At 71.6% G+C, this 15,582-nt stretch carries 12 protein-coding genes and 1 tRNA gene; 4 read left to right on the forward strand and 9 right to left on the reverse strand.

The features are described from left to right. Positions 1 to 156: 156 nt before the first annotated feature. Positions 157 to 1,830 (forward strand): formate--tetrahydrofolate ligase, encoded by a 1,674-nt coding sequence (locus tag BN4251_RS13510; RefSeq protein ID WP_087485581.1) that lies wholly within the window; start codon positions 157 to 159, stop codon positions 1,828 to 1,830. Positions 1,831 to 2,036: 206 nt separating this feature from the next. On the opposite strand, the gene BN4251_RS13515 is transcribed toward BN4251_RS13510, so the two are convergent. From BN4251_RS13515 to BN4251_RS13540, 6 genes are read right to left on the reverse strand one after another with little or no spacing between them, the layout of a single operon-like run. Then, positions 2,037 to 2,627, reverse strand: coding sequence for a cation:proton antiporter (locus BN4251_RS13515; protein WP_087485582.1), 591 nt, complete (start codon positions 2,625 to 2,627; stop codon positions 2,037 to 2,039). After that, positions 2,624 to 3,190, reverse strand: coding sequence for an MrpF/PhaF family protein (locus tag BN4251_RS13520; protein ID WP_087485583.1), 567 nt, complete (start codon positions 3,188 to 3,190; stop codon positions 2,624 to 2,626). The genes BN4251_RS13515 and BN4251_RS13520 overlap by 4 nt, the downstream gene beginning before the upstream one ends. Next, positions 3,187 to 3,726 (reverse strand): Na+/H+ antiporter subunit E, encoded by a 540-nt coding sequence (locus tag BN4251_RS13525; RefSeq protein ID WP_087485584.1) that lies wholly within the window; start codon positions 3,724 to 3,726, stop codon positions 3,187 to 3,189. Before BN4251_RS13525 ends, BN4251_RS13520 begins: the two co-directional genes overlap by 4 nt. Then, positions 3,723 to 5,303, reverse strand: a complete 1,581-nt coding sequence (locus BN4251_RS13530) for a Na+/H+ antiporter subunit D (protein ID WP_087485585.1) — start codon at positions 5,301 to 5,303, stop codon at positions 3,723 to 3,725. Before BN4251_RS13530 ends, BN4251_RS13525 begins: the two co-directional genes overlap by 4 nt. Further along, positions 5,300 to 6,001, reverse strand: coding sequence for a Na(+)/H(+) antiporter subunit C (locus BN4251_RS13535; RefSeq protein WP_087485586.1), 702 nt, complete (start codon positions 5,999 to 6,001; stop codon positions 5,300 to 5,302). The genes BN4251_RS13530 and BN4251_RS13535 overlap by 4 nt, the downstream gene beginning before the upstream one ends. Further along, on the reverse strand, positions 5,991 to 8,930 hold the full coding sequence (locus BN4251_RS13540) for a Na+/H+ antiporter subunit A (protein ID WP_087485587.1): 2,940 nt from the start codon (positions 8,928 to 8,930) through the stop codon (positions 5,991 to 5,993). Before BN4251_RS13540 ends, BN4251_RS13535 begins: the two co-directional genes overlap by 11 nt. A gap of 134 nt (positions 8,931 to 9,064) precedes the next feature. Between BN4251_RS13540 and BN4251_RS13545 the strand changes: the two genes are divergently transcribed. Beyond that, positions 9,065 to 10,417: an MFS transporter gene (locus BN4251_RS13545; protein ID WP_087485588.1), complete on the forward strand. Its 1,353-nt coding sequence runs from the start codon at positions 9,065 to 9,067 to the stop codon at positions 10,415 to 10,417. A gap of 82 nt (positions 10,418 to 10,499) precedes the next feature. On the opposite strand, the gene BN4251_RS13550 is transcribed toward BN4251_RS13545, so the two are convergent. Next, positions 10,500 to 11,366, reverse strand: a complete 867-nt coding sequence (locus BN4251_RS13550; RefSeq protein ID WP_087485589.1) for a hypothetical protein — start codon at positions 11,364 to 11,366, stop codon at positions 10,500 to 10,502. Continuing rightward, the gene (gene dcd, locus BN4251_RS13555) at positions 11,363 to 11,956 is read right to left on the reverse strand and encodes a dCTP deaminase (RefSeq protein ID WP_087485590.1); all 594 of its coding nucleotides are present in this window, start codon (positions 11,954 to 11,956) and stop codon (positions 11,363 to 11,365) included. The genes BN4251_RS13550 and dcd overlap by 4 nt, the downstream gene beginning before the upstream one ends. A gap of 196 nt (positions 11,957 to 12,152) precedes the next feature. Here dcd and BN4251_RS13560 point away from each other — a divergent pair. Together BN4251_RS13560 and BN4251_RS13565 are read left to right on the forward strand one after the other, a co-directional pair. Next, positions 12,153 to 12,223 (forward strand) — tRNA-Gly (locus BN4251_RS13560). Between the two features lie 163 nt (positions 12,224 to 12,386). Then, positions 12,387 to 12,962 (forward strand): TetR/AcrR family transcriptional regulator, encoded by a 576-nt coding sequence (locus BN4251_RS13565; RefSeq protein ID WP_087485591.1) that lies wholly within the window; start codon positions 12,387 to 12,389, stop codon positions 12,960 to 12,962. A gap of 84 nt (positions 12,963 to 13,046) precedes the next feature. Here the strand turns inward: BN4251_RS13565 and BN4251_RS13570 are convergent, their stop codons facing one another. Beyond that, a complete protein-coding gene (locus BN4251_RS13570) occupies positions 13,047 to 15,524 on the reverse strand; it encodes a pyrophosphatase (RefSeq protein ID WP_087485592.1) in 2,478 nt (825 codons plus the stop codon). Positions 15,525 to 15,582: the final 58 nt, after the last annotated feature.

Raw genomic sequence — 15,582 nt, forward strand, 5'->3', positions numbered from 1 at the left:
GCTTCGTCGCGCCCGGGGGCACGACCTCCCGCGGTGCCCGCGCCAGTCCCTCAGTTGCCGACGCTTCCGGCGCCCGGGAGGATCCTCGCTCCCCGTAGGCTGTGGAGCATGTGCGTCCGGAACGGTCCGGGCACCGACCCTCGAGGAAGGACGACGATGTCATCCGAGAACCCGGACCTCCGGATCGCCCAGGCGGCGACGCTCACGCCCATCACCGAGATCGCCGAGGCGGCGGGGGTCCCCGCGGAGGCGCTCGTGTCCTACGGCGCGTACAAGGCCAAGGTCGATGTGCGCAGGATGACGCCGAGCGGCACGGAAGGGAAGCTCGTGCTGGTCTCGGCCATGTCGCCCACCCCGGCCGGTGAGGGCAAGTCGACCACCACCGTGGGCCTGGCCGACGCGTTCTCGCTCAAGGGGCATCGCACGATGGTCGCCCTGCGTGAGCCGGCGCTCGGCCCGATCATGGGGATCAAGGGCGGCGCCACCGGCGGCGGGCATGCGCAGGTGGTGCCGATGGAGGACATCAACCTGCACTTCACCGGGGACTTCCATGCCATCCAGATCGCGAACAACACCCTCGCCGCGCTGATCGACAACCACATCCACCAGGGCAATGCGCTGGGCATCGATCCGCGCCGCATCCAATGGAAGCGCGTGGTGGACGTCAACGACCGCGCGCTGCGCAAGGCGGTCATCGGACTGGGCGGCCCCGCCCAGGGCGTCCCCCGCGAGGACGGCTTCGACATCGTGGTGGCCTCGGAGATCATGGCGGTGCTGTGCCTGGCCACCGATCTGCAGGACCTCCAGGCCCGCGTCGACCGGATCGTCGTCGGCTTCACGTACGACCGCTCCCCCGTGACCGTCGCCGATCTGCAGGTGGGCGGCGCGATCACGATGCTGCTCAAGGACGCGCTGCTGCCCAACCTGGTCCAGACCCTCGGCGGCACCCCCGCCCTGGTGCACGGCGGCCCGTTCGCGAACATCGCCCACGGCTGCAACTCCCTGGCCGCGACCCGACTGGCGCTCTCGCTCGCGGACATCACCGTCACCGAGGCGGGCTTCGGCTCGGACCTCGGCGCGGAGAAGTTCCTGGACATCAAGGCACGGCTGGGCGGGCTCTCCCCCGACGCCGGCGTGGTGGTCACGACGGTGCGCGCCCTGAAGATGCACGGCGGCGTGGCCAAGGGCGACCTCGCCACCGAGGACATCGCGGCCGCGCTCGAGGGCACCGCGAACCTCGCCCGCCACGTGCAGAACATGCGCAAGTTCGGGATCGAGCCGGTGATCGCGCTGAACCGCTTCCCCACCGACACCGAAGTGGAGCTCGATGCAGTCCTCGCTTGGGCGAAGGAGCAGGGCTTCCGAGCGGCGCTGTCGGAGGTGTGGGCCAAGGGCGGCGAGGGTGGCCTCGCCGTCGCCGATCAGGTGCTCGCCGCGATCGAGGAGGACGCCCCCGACTTCCACCACCTCTACGACCCGGCCGGCGGCATCGAGGAGTCCCTGCGCACCCTCGCGCGGGAGATCTACGGCGCCGACGACGTCGTCTTCGAGGACCGCGCCCCCGCTCAGCTGCGGATGCTCAAGCGCAACGGCTGGGACACCCTGCCGGTGTGCGTGGCCAAGACCCAGTACTCCTTCTCCGACGATCCCACCGCGCTCGGCGCCCCCACCGGGCATGTGCTGCATGTGCGCGATCTGGTGCCGAAGATCGGCGCGGGCTTCGTGGTCGCGCTGACCGGCGCGATCATGACGATGCCGGGCCTGCCGAAGGAACCGGCCGCCCTGCGCATGGGCGTCACCGAGTCCGGGGAGTCCGTCGGCCTGTTCTGACCCGGCCGCGGGCGGCGCTGTGAGTCAGCAGCCCGCTGACGCTGCCCGCCACCAGCCTGCTGACGTTCCCGGCCAACCGCCCGCTGACGAACCAGATTCAGCGCGATCGTGGTTCGCCAGCGGGCTGTTGGCGTTGGGGCGGCGGGGCGGAGCCGAGGGCGGCGGCGGAGCCGAGGGTGGCGGCGGGGCAGGCGCGGCGCTGCGGCTCACTGGCGCGGGTCGCGCTCGGCGACCTCCTCGGCCTCGAGCTCGGTCTCGTCGTCGAGGTCGATGTCGATGACCTCCTCGTCCTCGACGTCCTGGGCGCGGGCCTCGGGCTCGACCCAGTTGGTGTCGGTGAGCGGCTCGACCGTCTCGATGACCACGTTCTCGGGGAAGCGGTCCTGGGAGTCGTCGGCCATGCCGCGGTGGTCGTCGCCGTCCTCGTCGACGAAGCCGTCCTCGTCGTCGTCCTCGTCGTCGGAGTCCGCCAGGCGCGGGCTGAGCTCGTCGAAGGCGTAGTCACGGCCGTGCACGAAGCCGCGCCGGAAGGCGGCACGGCCCACCATCACGCTCGCGACCGGCACGGTGAGCATCTGCGCGAGCAGCACCACCAGGAGGAACGCCGCGAGCGACCAGGAGCGCGAGACCAGCGCCGCCCCCGAGAAGACCAACATCAGTCCGAGCACCTGGGGCTTGGAGGCGGCGTGGGTGCGCATCAGCACGCCGTCGAAGCGGTTCAGGCCGATCGCGGAGACCAGGCCCAGCAGCAGGCCACCTCCGATCAGCACGCCCGCGATGATCTCGATGACGGTCATCGCTCCCCCTCCGTGCGCCGATCCTCCTGCGAGCGTTCGAACTCGTCGTCGAAGCCGCGCCCGCCAGGCTGGGCTCCGAAGCCCTCCTCGTCCCAGTCCTCGAGCGGCTCGCCGGGTCGGTCCGGATCCGAGACGGGATCCGGGTCGGCGTAGAGGTCGTCGTCCTCCGCGGCGACGGAGCCATGATGCGGCTCCTCCTCCCAGCTGTCCCCCTCGATCGGGTCGAGGTGGATCGCCTCGTGCGGGCCGGTGCCGGTGCCGGGCTCGGAGGGGTGCGGGGTCAGACGGGTCTGCAACGATTCCTCACGGGCCACGAAGCGGGCGAAGGTGACGGTGCCGATGAAGGCCATACCGGTCAGGCTCAGCATCGCCGGCCCCGCCCAGGCGGCCCGGGAGCCGGCGACGTACAGCGCCATCCCCATCAGCACCAGGGTCACCAGGGAGTCACTCGAGATCGCGCGGTCCAGGATCGTGGGGCCCACGACCATCCGGTACACCACGCCCAGCGCGGCGAGGGCCAGCAGGGCGCCGTAGATGACCAGCAGCAGGTCGAATCCGCTCATCGCAGCCCCGCCTCCTCGAGCACCTCACGCCGCCCGACCGCCCACAGCAGCCGCTCCTCCTGGGCGAGCACGCTCGCGCGCGCCTTCTCGACGGCCTCGACGGTGCCGGCGTTGAAGGTGTGCAGGAACAGCATGCCCGTGGCGCGCTGCGCCTCGACCACGACGGAGCCCGGGATCAGGGTGCACAGCACGCCAGTGAAGGTGAGGAAGAAGTCCGAGCGCGAGGCCATCCGCACCGCGATCACGGAGCTGGGCGGCTGGGGCCCGGGACGGACCGCGTAGTAGGCGACCTGGATCGCGGAGACCACCACGTCGAACAGGAAGCGCAGCACGAACAGGGTGAAGCGCACGGGGCGCAGGGTCAGCTCGTGGCCCGTGGGCGGCATCGGGAAGAGCACGAACACCAGCACGGCGACCGCGATGCCGCCGAGCACGTTCTTGAGGTCCACGCCGCCCCACAGCATGCACCAGAGCACCACGGCGGTGAGCACCCACACCCAGGAGTGCCGCAGATCGCTGAGCCGTCGCCGGATCATTCGTCGACCTCCTGTCCGTTGCCGTCCAGGCGGTGCCCGGCGTCGTCGATCCGGTACTCCAGCTGCCCTGCGGCCTCATCGCCGAGCACCGCGCTGACGTAGGGGACGCGCTCGAGCACGGAGCTGGCGGCCTCATCGGCGTAGGTCATGATCGGGCCGGCCAGGATCGTGAGCACCAGGGAGAAGGCGATCATCGCAGCGGTGGCCCCGCCCATCACGTTCGGCAGCGGCACGTCGCGCTCGATGATCTCGTCGCTGGGCTCCTGCCAGAAGGCGCGGTTCCAGATCTTCGCGATCGCGTACAGGGTCAGCAGGCTGGTGAGAACGCTGATGGCGATGAGGATCCAGCCGGAGGTGCGGTCGTACTGGATGCCGGCCTCGATCAGCCCCACCTTGCCGATGAAGCCGGAGAACGGCGGGATGCCGGCGAGGTTCATCGCGGGGATGAAGAACAGCACCGCGATGACCGGGGCGAGCTTCTGCAGCCCCCCGAGCTTGATCAGGTTGGTGGTGCCGCCGCGGTGCTCGATCAGGCCGGCGGCCAGGAACAGCGTGGACTGCACGGTGATGTGGTGGGCGACGTAGTAGATGGTCGCCCCCATGCCCAGCTGGGTGCTCATCCCGATGCCGAACAGCATGTAGCCCATGTGGGAGACGAGCGTGAAGGAGAGCACGCGCTTGAGGTCAGTCTGCGCGACGGCGCCGAAGATGCCGATCAGCAGGCTCAGCGCGGCGGCCGCGAGCAGCAGGTTCTGGATCTGGGAGGCGGGGAACAGCAGCGTCTCCAGGCGCAGGATCGCGTAGATGCCCACCTTCGTCAGCAGGCCCGCGAACACGGCGGTGACCGGTGCGGGGGCGGTGGGGTACGAATCCGGCAGCCAGGCGCTCAGCGGGAAGATCGCGGCCTTGATGCCGAAGGCCACCAGGAGCATCAGCTCGAGCACCATGCGGATGCCGGGCTCGAGGCCGTCCAGCCGCACCGCCATCTCGGCGAGGTTGACGGTGCCTACCGCGGCGTACACGCAGGCGACGGCGGCCAGGAAGATGATCGAGCTGAGCAGGGAGACGATGACGTAGGTGGTCGCGGCGCGGACGCGGCTCGCGGAGCCGCCGAGGGTCAGCAGCACGTAGCTCGCCGCCAGCAGCACCTCGAAGCCGACGTAGAGGTTGAACAGGTCGCCGGCCAGGAACGCCATGGACACGCCGGCGGTGAGGGCGAGGTAGGTGGGGTGGTAGATCGCCACCGGTGTGCGTTCGATGTTCTCGCTGACCGTCTGGGCGCTCGAGTAGATCAGCACCGCGAGCGTGACGAAGCTCGAGACCAGCAGCATCAACGCGGTCAGCCGGTCCGCGACCAGCACGATGCCCAGCTGCGGTGTCCAGTTGCCGATCTGGAGCACCATCACGCCCTCGAGCGTGACGTAGTAGCCCAGCACCATCGCGACCACGAAGATCGAGGCGAGGGTGAGGATCGCGACCCAGAGCTGGAGCTTGGTGTAGTGGCGCAGCAGCAGCGTGAACGCGGCGCCGGCCAGAGGCAGCATCACCGGCAGCGCCAGGAGCAGCTCGATGCTCATCGCTCCCCCCGTCCATCGGTGTGCTCACGGTCGGTCTCGGTGGCGGGACCCGCGCCGGGCACGCCCCCCATCGCGGAGCGCTGCTCCGCCCGTCCGCGGCGCGCCGAGGGCGCACCTTCCTGCTCCGCGCGCCGACGAGGCCGCGGAGGCGGTGGCCCCTCGCCCTCGTCAGCCTCGGTGGCGTCCTGCGGGACGTCCTCCGCGCTGGTGAGGTCCGAGCCCAGCGGATCGTCGTCCTCGGGCAGGTAGAGCCCCTGCGACTGGGCGAGCGCACCGCGCCGTGACTCCTCGGTGAGGGCCTGGGACCAGGGCAGGTGCTCGGTCTCCCCCTCGGTGCGACGGCGCCGGCGGCGCAGCACGCGCCGGTCCTCGACGTCGTCGGGGACCTCGTCGTGGCCGAACAGCTGCCAGGCCCGGTAGGCGAGCGCGACGCCGAAAGCGGTGATGCCCAGAGAGATCACGATCGCGGTGAGCACCATCGCGAAGGGCAGCGGGTCGGTCATCTCTTCGGCGTTCGCGCTGCCCTCGAAGGGCGGCAGCCCCGGAGGTCCGGCCGCGATGATGAACAACAGGTTCACGCCGTTGCCGAGCAGCACGAAGCCCAGGATGATCCGGGACAGCGTGCGCTCGAGCATGAGGTAGACGCCGCACGCGATGAGCACGCCGGCGATCAGCAGCAGGGAGAGGCTAACTGGCATCGATCTCCGCCTCCTGCTGCTGGTCGATCTGCGCGCCGAGCGAGCGCAGGAAGTCGAGCATCACGCCGACCACCACGAGGTAGACGCCGATGTCGAAGATGAGGGCGCTGGGGAAGTGCAGCTCGCCCAGCAGCGGCACGTGGACCACCGGGGTGGCGCTGGCGAAGACGGTCCCGCCGAACAGCAGCGGGAGCACCCCGGCGAGCACGGCGATCGCCATCCCGGCGCCGAGCACGAGGCCCGCCTGGACGGGCATGGCCTCGCTCAGCTCGTAGCGTCCTCCGGCGAGATAGCGCAGCGCGAGGGCGAGCCCGGCGACCAGTCCGCCGGCGAAGCCGCCGCCGGGAAGGTTGTGCCCGGCCATCAGCAGGTACACCGAGAACATCATCATCATCGGGAAGGCGATGCGGGTGATCACCTCGAGCATCACCATGCGCCGCTCGGGCGCGAGGGTCAGGCCGGCCGAGAGCCAGGTGCGCCAGCGGTTGCCGCCGGCGACCTCGTCGGGACGGGCATCGAAGTCCAGCGCGTTCTGCGGCAGTTCGGAGTCCACCCGACGACGCCAGATGGACGCCTGGGAGTCGAGGTCGCGCACCCGGGAGATCGGGCGCTCGCGGCGGGTGACGAAGATCAGCGAGGCCACGCCCGTGGCGACCACCAGCAGCACCGAGATCTCGCCCATCGTGTCCCACACACGCGCATCGACCAGGGTCACGTTGACCACATTGTGGCCGCCGCCGACGGTGTAGGCGGGCTCGATCAGGCCGATGCCCAGCGGCGCCTGGTAGCGGGCGTCGGCCGCATAGAGCGCGCCGCCGCACAGCACGATCGCGGTCGAGATGGCGATCCCCCAGCGGCCCCAGGCACCGATCCGCAGGGGCCGGCGCGAGAAGTGGAGCGGCAGGCGGCGCAGCACCAGCACCAGCACCACGGTCATCGCGGTCTCGACCAGCACCTGGGTGGTGGCGACGTCGGGCGCGCCGGCGACCAGGAACAGGATCGCCACGCAGTAGCCGGTGACGGTGATCAGGAAGACGGCGCGCAGGCGCCGACGGGAGCGGGCGGCGCCGAGGGCGGCCAGCGCCGCGACCGGCAGCAGGATCAGCTCGACCGGGTGCTGGAAGAGCACGAGGTTGTCCGGCATCCCCACCTGGGTGAGGGCGACCGGCGCGACCAGCGCGACCAGCACCACCAGCATCGTGCCCAGCGTGTAGGGCAGGGAGCCCCGCTGGAACAGGGCGGTCGCGGCGATCGAGACGGCGTCGGTGCCGCGCAGGAGACGACGGAAGCCGCGCTCGGCGTCGAAGGCGTCGAGGACGCCGCCGTCGGCCCAGCGCTGCGGCGACAAGCGCTTCTGCAGCATCGCGAAGGGACGGGCGAGCAGGGACAGCCCGATGCCCAGGCCCAGGGTGAGCACGGAGGCCAGCAGCGGCACTCCCAGGTGGGGGATCACCACCAGGTGGATGCCCTCGCTGGTCTCGGGCAGGATCGAGGAGTAGCTGCGCAGCACCTCCTCGAGCGGTCCGGCGAAGGCGGCGAGCGCGACCGACAGCACAGTCACCAGGGCCGGCGGCAGCCAGTACAGCACGGGGATGTGCGGCTTCTCGACCGGCGGGGCACCGGGGGCGGGACCGAAGGCGCCCACCACGAAGCGCCAGGAGTAGGCGACGGTGAGGATGGAGCCCGCGATCAGCGCGAGCAGCAGCAGGCGCTGCCATCCGCCCGCGTACCAGAGGGCGGAGTAGATCGACTCCTTGGCCACGAAGCCGTACAGCGGCGGCACCGCCGCCATCGACGCGGCCGAGACGGTGCCGATCACCGCGGTCACGGGCGCCACCCTGCCCACCCCGGAGAGCACGCGCAGGTCGCGGGTGCCGAACTTCTTGTCGATGATGCCCACGACCATGAACAGCGGCGCCTTGAACACGGCGTGCGCGATGAGCATCGCCAGGCCCGCGAGGACGGCGTCATGCGTGGCCAGTCCCGCGATTGCGGCGAGGAAGCCCAGCTGGGAGACGGTGCCATAGGCGAGCAGCAGCTTGATGTCCGTCTGCCGCAGGGCGCGCCAGCCTCCCACCAGCATGGTCGCGGCGCCGAAGGCCGCGAGCACCATGGTGACCACCTCGAGGTGAGTGAGCGCGGGCGCGACGCGGAGGATCAGGTAGATGCCGGCCTTCACCATCGCCGCGGCGTGCAGGTAGGCGGAGACCGGGGTGGGTGCGGCCATCGCGCCCGGGAGCCAGAAGTGCGTGGGCACCAGGGCGGACTTGCTCGTGGCCCCGGCGAGGATCAGCACCATCGCGGTGATCAGGAACGGACCGGCCTGCTCCCACATCGGCGCGGCGACGATCGCCGAGAGCCGCATCGTGCCTGCCTGGGCGGCCACCATCAGCAGGCCCACCAGCATCGCCAGGCCACCGGCGGTGGTCGAGATCAGCGCGTTCAGCGCCGCACGGCGGGAGGCCTGCTTGTCCTGGTAGTGGCCGATCAGCAGGTAGGAGAAGACGGTGGTGAGCTCCCAGAAGGTGTAGATCACCATGACGTCGTCGGCCAGCACCAGGCCCACCATCGCGCCCGCGAAGGCGGTCAGCACCCCGGCGAAGCGCCCGAGCCCGGGCTCCGTGTCCTTGAAGTAGCGCGCGCAGTAGAGCAGCACGATCGCGCCGATGCCGGTGGCGATCAGGGCGAGCACCCAGCTCAGGACGTCGAGCCGGAAGGCGATGTCGATCCCGAAGGCGGGGATCCAGGGCACGGACTCCACCCGGGGCGTCTCGGCGAGCTGGTGCGGATCCAGCGTCGCCAGCCAGATCGCCGACGCCGCCGGCACCACGGCGAGGGGGTAGAAGGCGTTGCGGCCGATCCACCGCACCAGGAGGGGTCCCACGAGCGCCGCCACGAGGTGGGCGAGCAGCATCGTGAACACGCGCATCTCCGTCCGGGGATGAGGGAAGGGCCTCGGCCATCTTACGGGAGAGGGCCTCACCGTTCCCTGAAACCCTTCTCACGATCCGTGCGTTCTCGGACTGGTGCACTCGGGGCCGTGGCGGTCCGTAGAGTGTCGTCATGGCCACCATCTCGGACCCGGGGGCGAGCGTGTCCTCCCGCCGCCCCGCGCGCCCGCCCGTGCTCTCCTTCGCCCTGTGGGACGGAGGGATGTCCGCCTTCAGCTCGGTGATCCTCACCTTCGTGTTCGCGACCTACGTGGCGAGCGCGGTCGCCTCCGAGGGCGTCGTCGGCGACGAGGCCGTCCAGGCCGCGCAGGCGCACGGCTCGCAGGTGCTGACCACCTGGCAGTCGATCGGTGCGGTCGCCGTGGCGCTGCTGGCGCCGCTGCTGGGCAACCTCGCCGACCGCGGCGGGGCGCGCAACGCCCTGCTGCGGATCACCACGATCGCGACCGTGGTGGTGGTCGCGCTGATGCCGCTGGTGGCGCTCGATCAGGACTACCTGGTGCTGGGCGCGGTGCTGATCGCGCTGGCCGTGGTGTTCAGCGAGCTCGCGGGCGTGTTCGTGAACTCGGTGCTGCCGGAGATCTCCACCCCCGCCAACCGGGGCCGCGTCTCGGGCACCGCCTGGGCGGTGGGCTACTGGGGCTCGATCGTGTGCCTGGGCCTGGTGCTGGTGCTGTTCGTGATGCCGGGAACGGGCCTGCTCGGCATCACCGGGGAAGACGGCTGGAACTACCGGGCGATCCCCCTGTTCGTTGCGCTGTGGATCCTGGTGGGCACGCTGCCGCTGATGCTCCGCGTCCCGAAGCATCCTGCGACCGCGCCGGGCGAGCGGTGGAACCCCTGGCAGGGCTACGCGCGCATCGTGCGCCGCGTGATCCGGGCCTTCCGCGAGGAGCCGGTGATGCTGCAGTACCTGGTGGCCTCGGCCATCTACCGCGACGGGCTGGGTGCGGTGTTCTCGATCGCGGGCGTGCTGGCCGCGAACGCGTACGGCTTCTCCTTCACCGAGATCATCATCTTCGGCATCGCCGCGAACCTGGTGGCCGGGATCGGGGTGTTCGTCGGCGGCCTGGTCGATGACCGGGTGGGGCCGCGCCCCGTGATCATCGTCGGCTGCCTGGGCGTGATCGTGCTGGGCCTGGTGGTGCTGTTCTTCGGCTCGAGCCTGGTGTTCTGGGTCGCGGGCCTGGCGATCTGCCTGTTCGTGGGCCCGGTGCAGTCCGCCTCACGGAACCTGCTCACCCGCCTCTCCCAGCCCGGCCGGGAGACGGAGAACTTCGGGCTGTACGCGACCACGGGCCGTGCGCTCGGTTTCCTGGGCACCGGCGCCTTCGCCGTGGTGGTCGCGATCTCGGGCGATACCCGCACCGGGATCCTCGGGATCGTGCTGGTGATGGTGCTGGGGCTGATCGCCTTCACACCGATCCGGCTGGGCGCGGCGGGCCGGGCACCGGGCGAGGCCTGAGCCGGTCGTCGGCGCGCAGCGGACGACGGCTGGTGACTGGCGGCAGACGGCCAGCGCCCGACGGCTGCCGGTCGTCGGTCCCTCAGAGGAGGTCGGCGGGATCGACCAGGAAGCCCTCGAGATCCACGATGTAGCCGCCGACGCTCTCGAGCAGCAGCCCGGCGAGGCGGCCGATCCGCTGGTAGGCGTGCTGCCACCGCTCGGCGACCTCGTTCGATGGGACCTCGAGCGCATCCTCCTCCGGATCGGCGGTGAGGTGCACCAGCTCGTAATGGGCGGCGTCCTCGGCCCAGTCCAGGGCGGACAGCGCCACGGGCCGGGCCCCCAGCCCCACCCGCAGGGAGATCTCCGGCCGGGCCCCCAGCCCCACCCGCAGGGAGATCTCCTCCCCCTCCGGCAGCGGGATGGTGAGGCTGTATCCGGTGCGTGCGACGCCCTCGGGTGCCTCGTCGAGCTCGGCGTCCGCCTCGACCGGAGCGATCAGCTGCGCGAGGGACTCCGGGGCCAGGGCGTGCGGGCTCACCACGGTCAGGTCCCGCACCTGGAAGGGGTGGGGCTCGAGCCGCACCCCCGAGTCGGTGACCACCGCGCCGTAGAGCCTCCGGCCCAGAGACCAGGCGAGGTCGAGCGCCTCCCGCTCGAGCCCGAAGGGCATCCCCTCGGGGAAGGCGCGGCCGTAGCCGTGCGAGTCGGTCATGCCCTCGGGCAGCGGCAGCTCGCGCTCGCGCGGGGCCTCCACGGTCCAGCGGCCCGCGCCGCGCGGGGAACGATCGGGCTCCAGCAGCATGTCATCGCCCAGCTCGATCGTGCCGTCCTCGCGCTCGGTCGCGCCGGGCCGCACATTGCGCACCATCGCGAGCACGTCGCGCGGGGCGGTGTCGCGCGGCAGCTGCAGCCGGTGACGGGCGCGGGACTCTTCGACGGGCGTCGGCGGGACCGAGGCGGTCACTGCTCCTCCTCGACGGGGATGCGGGTGCGGTGGAAGTTCTGGGCGGAGCGCGAGGGTGTGGGGCCGCGCTGTCCCAGGTAGCGGTTGAGGTTGCCGGCGCTGCCGTAGGGGTTCTCCGCGGCGCTCGAGAGGCGGAAGAAGCACAGCTGGCCGATCTTCATGCCCGGCCACAGCGCCACCGGCAGGGTGGCCATGTTGGACAGCTCGAGGGTGATGTGCCCTTCGAAGCCGGGGTCGATGAATCCGGCGGTCGAGTGCGTGAGCAGGCCCAGGCGTCCCAGGGAGCTCTTGCCCTCGAGGCGGGCGGCGATGTCCTCGGGCAGGGTGATCCGCTCGTAGGTCGAGGCGAGCACGAACTCCCCCGGATGCAGCATGTACGCCTCGTCGGGATCCACCGCGACCTCGCGCGTGAGATCGGCCTGCTCGCGAGAGGGGTCGATCATCGCGTGCTTGTGGTTGTCGAACAGGCGGAAGAACCTGTCGATGCGCACGTCGACGGAGGCGGGCTGGATCATCTCCTCCGCGAAGGGGTCCAGACGCACCCGCCCGGCCTCGATCTCGGCCCGGATGTCACGATCGCTCAGCAGCACGGCGACAACACTAGCCTCCCCACCTGCTCCTCGACAGCCCGGTCCCAGGATCGCTCGGGCACCGCCGACCCGCGGCGCCGCGCGAACCGGCCGCCGGCGCCCGGTTCGCGGAGCACCGCCACGAGGGGGTATGCTGATCCGCGTTCGCCCGAGCGGCACGATCCCCCGGATCGTGCTCCGTCCCGGGCACTGGCACGCGGGTGTAGTTCAATGGTAGAACTTCAGCTTCCCAAGCTGACAGCGCGGGTTCGATTCCCGTCACCCGCTCTCTCGAACGCCGATCCCTGAGGGGGTCGGCGTTCTTCGTCTCCGCGCCCCTCCCTGCCAGGATGGCCTCGAGAGCGCTTCCCGGGCGGACCGCACGGACGTGCACGTCAGCGCCGCCGGTACCGGGATTATGTCGGTTCGCGCGTGAGTGTAAGAATGCGGCATGCCCAAGATCATCGGAGGGTCCCTCGAGGAGCATCGCGAGCGCACTCGCGAGAAGATCTTCGCCGCCCTCGCCGAGCTGCTCGAGACCCAGTCGTTCGAGTCGGTCACCTTCTCGAAGATCGCAGCGGCGGCCGAGGTGGGTCGCACCGCGATGTACAACCACTTCCCGGACCGCGAGACCCTGCTGGTCGAGTACGCGATCTACGAGACGACGGACTACATCGCGCAGCTGCGCGCCGGGGTCAGCGACTCCGCCACGCCCCGTGACGCGGTGATCGCCTACATCCACACCCAGCTGGATCTCAACGTGTCCTTCCACGTGCCGCAGACCTCCGGCGGAGCGACGCTCTCCCCGGCGACGGCCGCCCGGATGCGGGACCACGTGGTGATGATCGAGGACGTGCTGCGCACGATCGTGGCCGACGGGGTGGCCAGCGGCGACTTCGCCGAGGACATCGACGTGGGCGCGACAGTGCGCATCATCAACGGTCTGCTGGTGGGATCCTCGGCCAAGCGCTACTCCCGCACGGCGCTCGAGGCCTTCGTGCTGCGCGGCCTCGGCGCCCAGCGCTGACGGGACGGACCGAGGGCGAGACCGCAGGGGTCAGGACCCCTGCACGCCCCTGCCCGAGCCCGAGCCCCAGCCAGAGCCCACTTCCTAGCCCTCGTCCTCAGGCTTGTCCTCGCCCTTCTTCGACCGCTTGCGGCGGCTGCTGCGGGAGGGTCTCACGGGCACGGGGACCTCGTCGACGTCGCCGTCCTCCCAGTCCATCGCGTCCAGGCCCTCGTCGGCGGTGTCCTCGGTGCGGGCGAACAGGGGGCGGGCGATCTCGCCCTCGTCGTCCTCGAGATCCACCTCGGGGGCGGTCGCGGCGACCACCCAGCAGGTGAGGGCGATGATCAGCGCGAGCACCGCGATGCCCGCGCGCAGGTAGGGGCTGGTGCCGTCGGTGCTCATGCCCACCACGGCGCTGATCGCGAGGGTGCTCAGCAGCGCGCTGGTGAGCAGCAACGGCAGAGCCACGGCACCGATCGCGGAGCGGAGGATCGCGGTGAGCACCGCCCCGCCCAGGGCGCCGGAATGCCCCCAGGAGCCGCTGCCGCCGTAGCGACCCCCGCCGATCACCTCGGCGGCGTTCTCGAGGGTGGAGGCGGCACCGAGCATCCACGTCCCCAGGCCCGCCGCGGTGAGCACCACGCCGGCGACCAGGCCGGGCAGCGCCGCCGGGCCGAGCCCGAACCCGGCGATCAGCGGCATCAGCACCGCGAGCACCAGAGCGGGCGCGGAGGCGCGACGCACCGCCTCGGGCAGCTCCGGCAGATCGATGCGCGCGCGCTTCTCGAGCAGTCCTGCACGGGTCTCGACCACGGCGCTCGCGCCCAGGCGGCGGGCGCCGTCGAGCAGGGAGGAGGTCACCAGCAGCACGGTGATCACGCCCAGTCCGAGCCCGCCCAGCAGGGTGAGGGAGGCGGGGGTGGCCGCGTGCAGGGCGCGGTCCTCCCAGACCGTCGCCGCGCGGGGGGCGAGCTGGAGGGCGCTGAGCAGCGGGCCGAGGGTGCCGAGCGCGATCAGGCCGCCGGAGAGCAGCAGGGCGGCGCGGGGGCCGTCCGAGGCCCCGGCCGCGGCGCTGCGCATCCCGGCCTCGGTCTCCGGGCCCTCGGCGAGGGACGCGGCCATCAGGGAGCCCGCGTGCGCGGCCACCACGATCAGGGCGCCGAGACCGGCATGGACCAGCAGCGCCAGCGCGAGGGAGGGCACACCCGCGGAGAGCACGGAGATCACCGCACCGATGAGTACCAGCAGGGCGAGCGCGCCCGCCGCGGTCAGGGCGGTCGAGCCCAGGCCCGCGGTGATCCCGAGCGCCCCGCCGGTGCGGCTGGTGCGCGCCGCACGCAGCACCGTGCCGCCGAAGCGGTGGCCGACGCCGCCCTGCAGCACCACCGCGCCGAGCGCGCTGAGCACGCCGAGGCCGAGCGCGAGCGCGACGACGACATTGGGGGTGATCGAGTAGAGGGTCAGCGTGTCCAGGAAGGTGCTGGCGTACTGGGACTCGTCGGTCTGGGTGACCCACTGGCCCATGTCGCTCAGCGCCTGCTCGATCTGCGGCTCGAGAGCCTCGCGCGGGGTGGGGGTGCCGCCGGTGATCGCGTCGTCGGTGAAGTTCTCCAGGCCCACGTCCTCGAAGCGCAGGTCCTTGTAGAGCGAGGGGATCCACAGGGCGGAGGCGGCGACCGCGCCCGCACCGCCCAGCACCGCGGGGATCAGCCCGCCCAGCCGCAGCGCACCGCGCTCATGGCCGGCGCTGCCGTGGTGCGGGAGGATCGCCACCACCGCGGCGGCCAGCATCGCCGTGCCCAGCGCCAACAGCACCACGATCAGGCCCTCGGCGGCGAGCACGGGCACGCCCAGCAGCACGCCCACGCCGGCGGCTGCGGTGGTCAGGGCCACCAGGTCCGCGCTGAGCGCGCCGCCGCGACGGAACATGCGGGCGCTGCGCAGGTGGGGGCGGCCCGGGTTCGCGGGGTCGGCGGCCTCGAGCTCGTGCTCGTCGGTGCCCACCAGCAGCGCCGAGGCGGAGGCGGAGGCCTCGAACGGCGCCGCGGAGATCCGGATCGCGAGCGCGGAGATCGCGGCACCGGCGGCCAGGGCGATCAGCGCCGGACCGGCGGAGGCCTCCAGGAACCACACGATGATCACGATCGGCAGCAGCGCGACCGCGAGGGAGCCGGTGACGGCGAGGGCACCCAGTCGCGGGATCAGCCGCACGCGCCGCTCGGCGTCCAGGCCGAGCGCGGCCAGCTGCACGGCGATGCCGCGCCAGGCCGCGAGCGGACCGAGGCCGAGACCCGCCAGCAGCAGCGCCGAGCGCAGGATCCTGTCATCGGTGGTGCCGGGCGCGAGATAGAGCAGCACCGCGGCGGGCAGGCCCACCCACAGCATGAGCGAGCCGGAGGAGAGCAGCTGCGCGCCCAGACGGCGCCCGAGGCCGTCGTCGACCTCCTCGCTGTCCTCATCGCGCTGCAGACGGCTGGGGACGACGGCCCCGACGACGAGCGCCGCGATCGCGAGCGCGCCGATCACCAGCAGGGTCACGGCGAGATCGTCGCCCAGGGGGAATTGCGTGATCAGATCCACGAAAGAGCTTCCGACGACGGGGCTCGGAGGTCCGAGCAGGGGGACGCACCGGAGCAGG

Origin of the sequence: Brachybacterium massiliense, assembly GCF_900184245.1 — a bacterium.
Classification (GTDB): domain Bacteria; phylum Actinomycetota; class Actinomycetes; order Actinomycetales; family Dermabacteraceae; genus Brachybacterium; species Brachybacterium massiliense.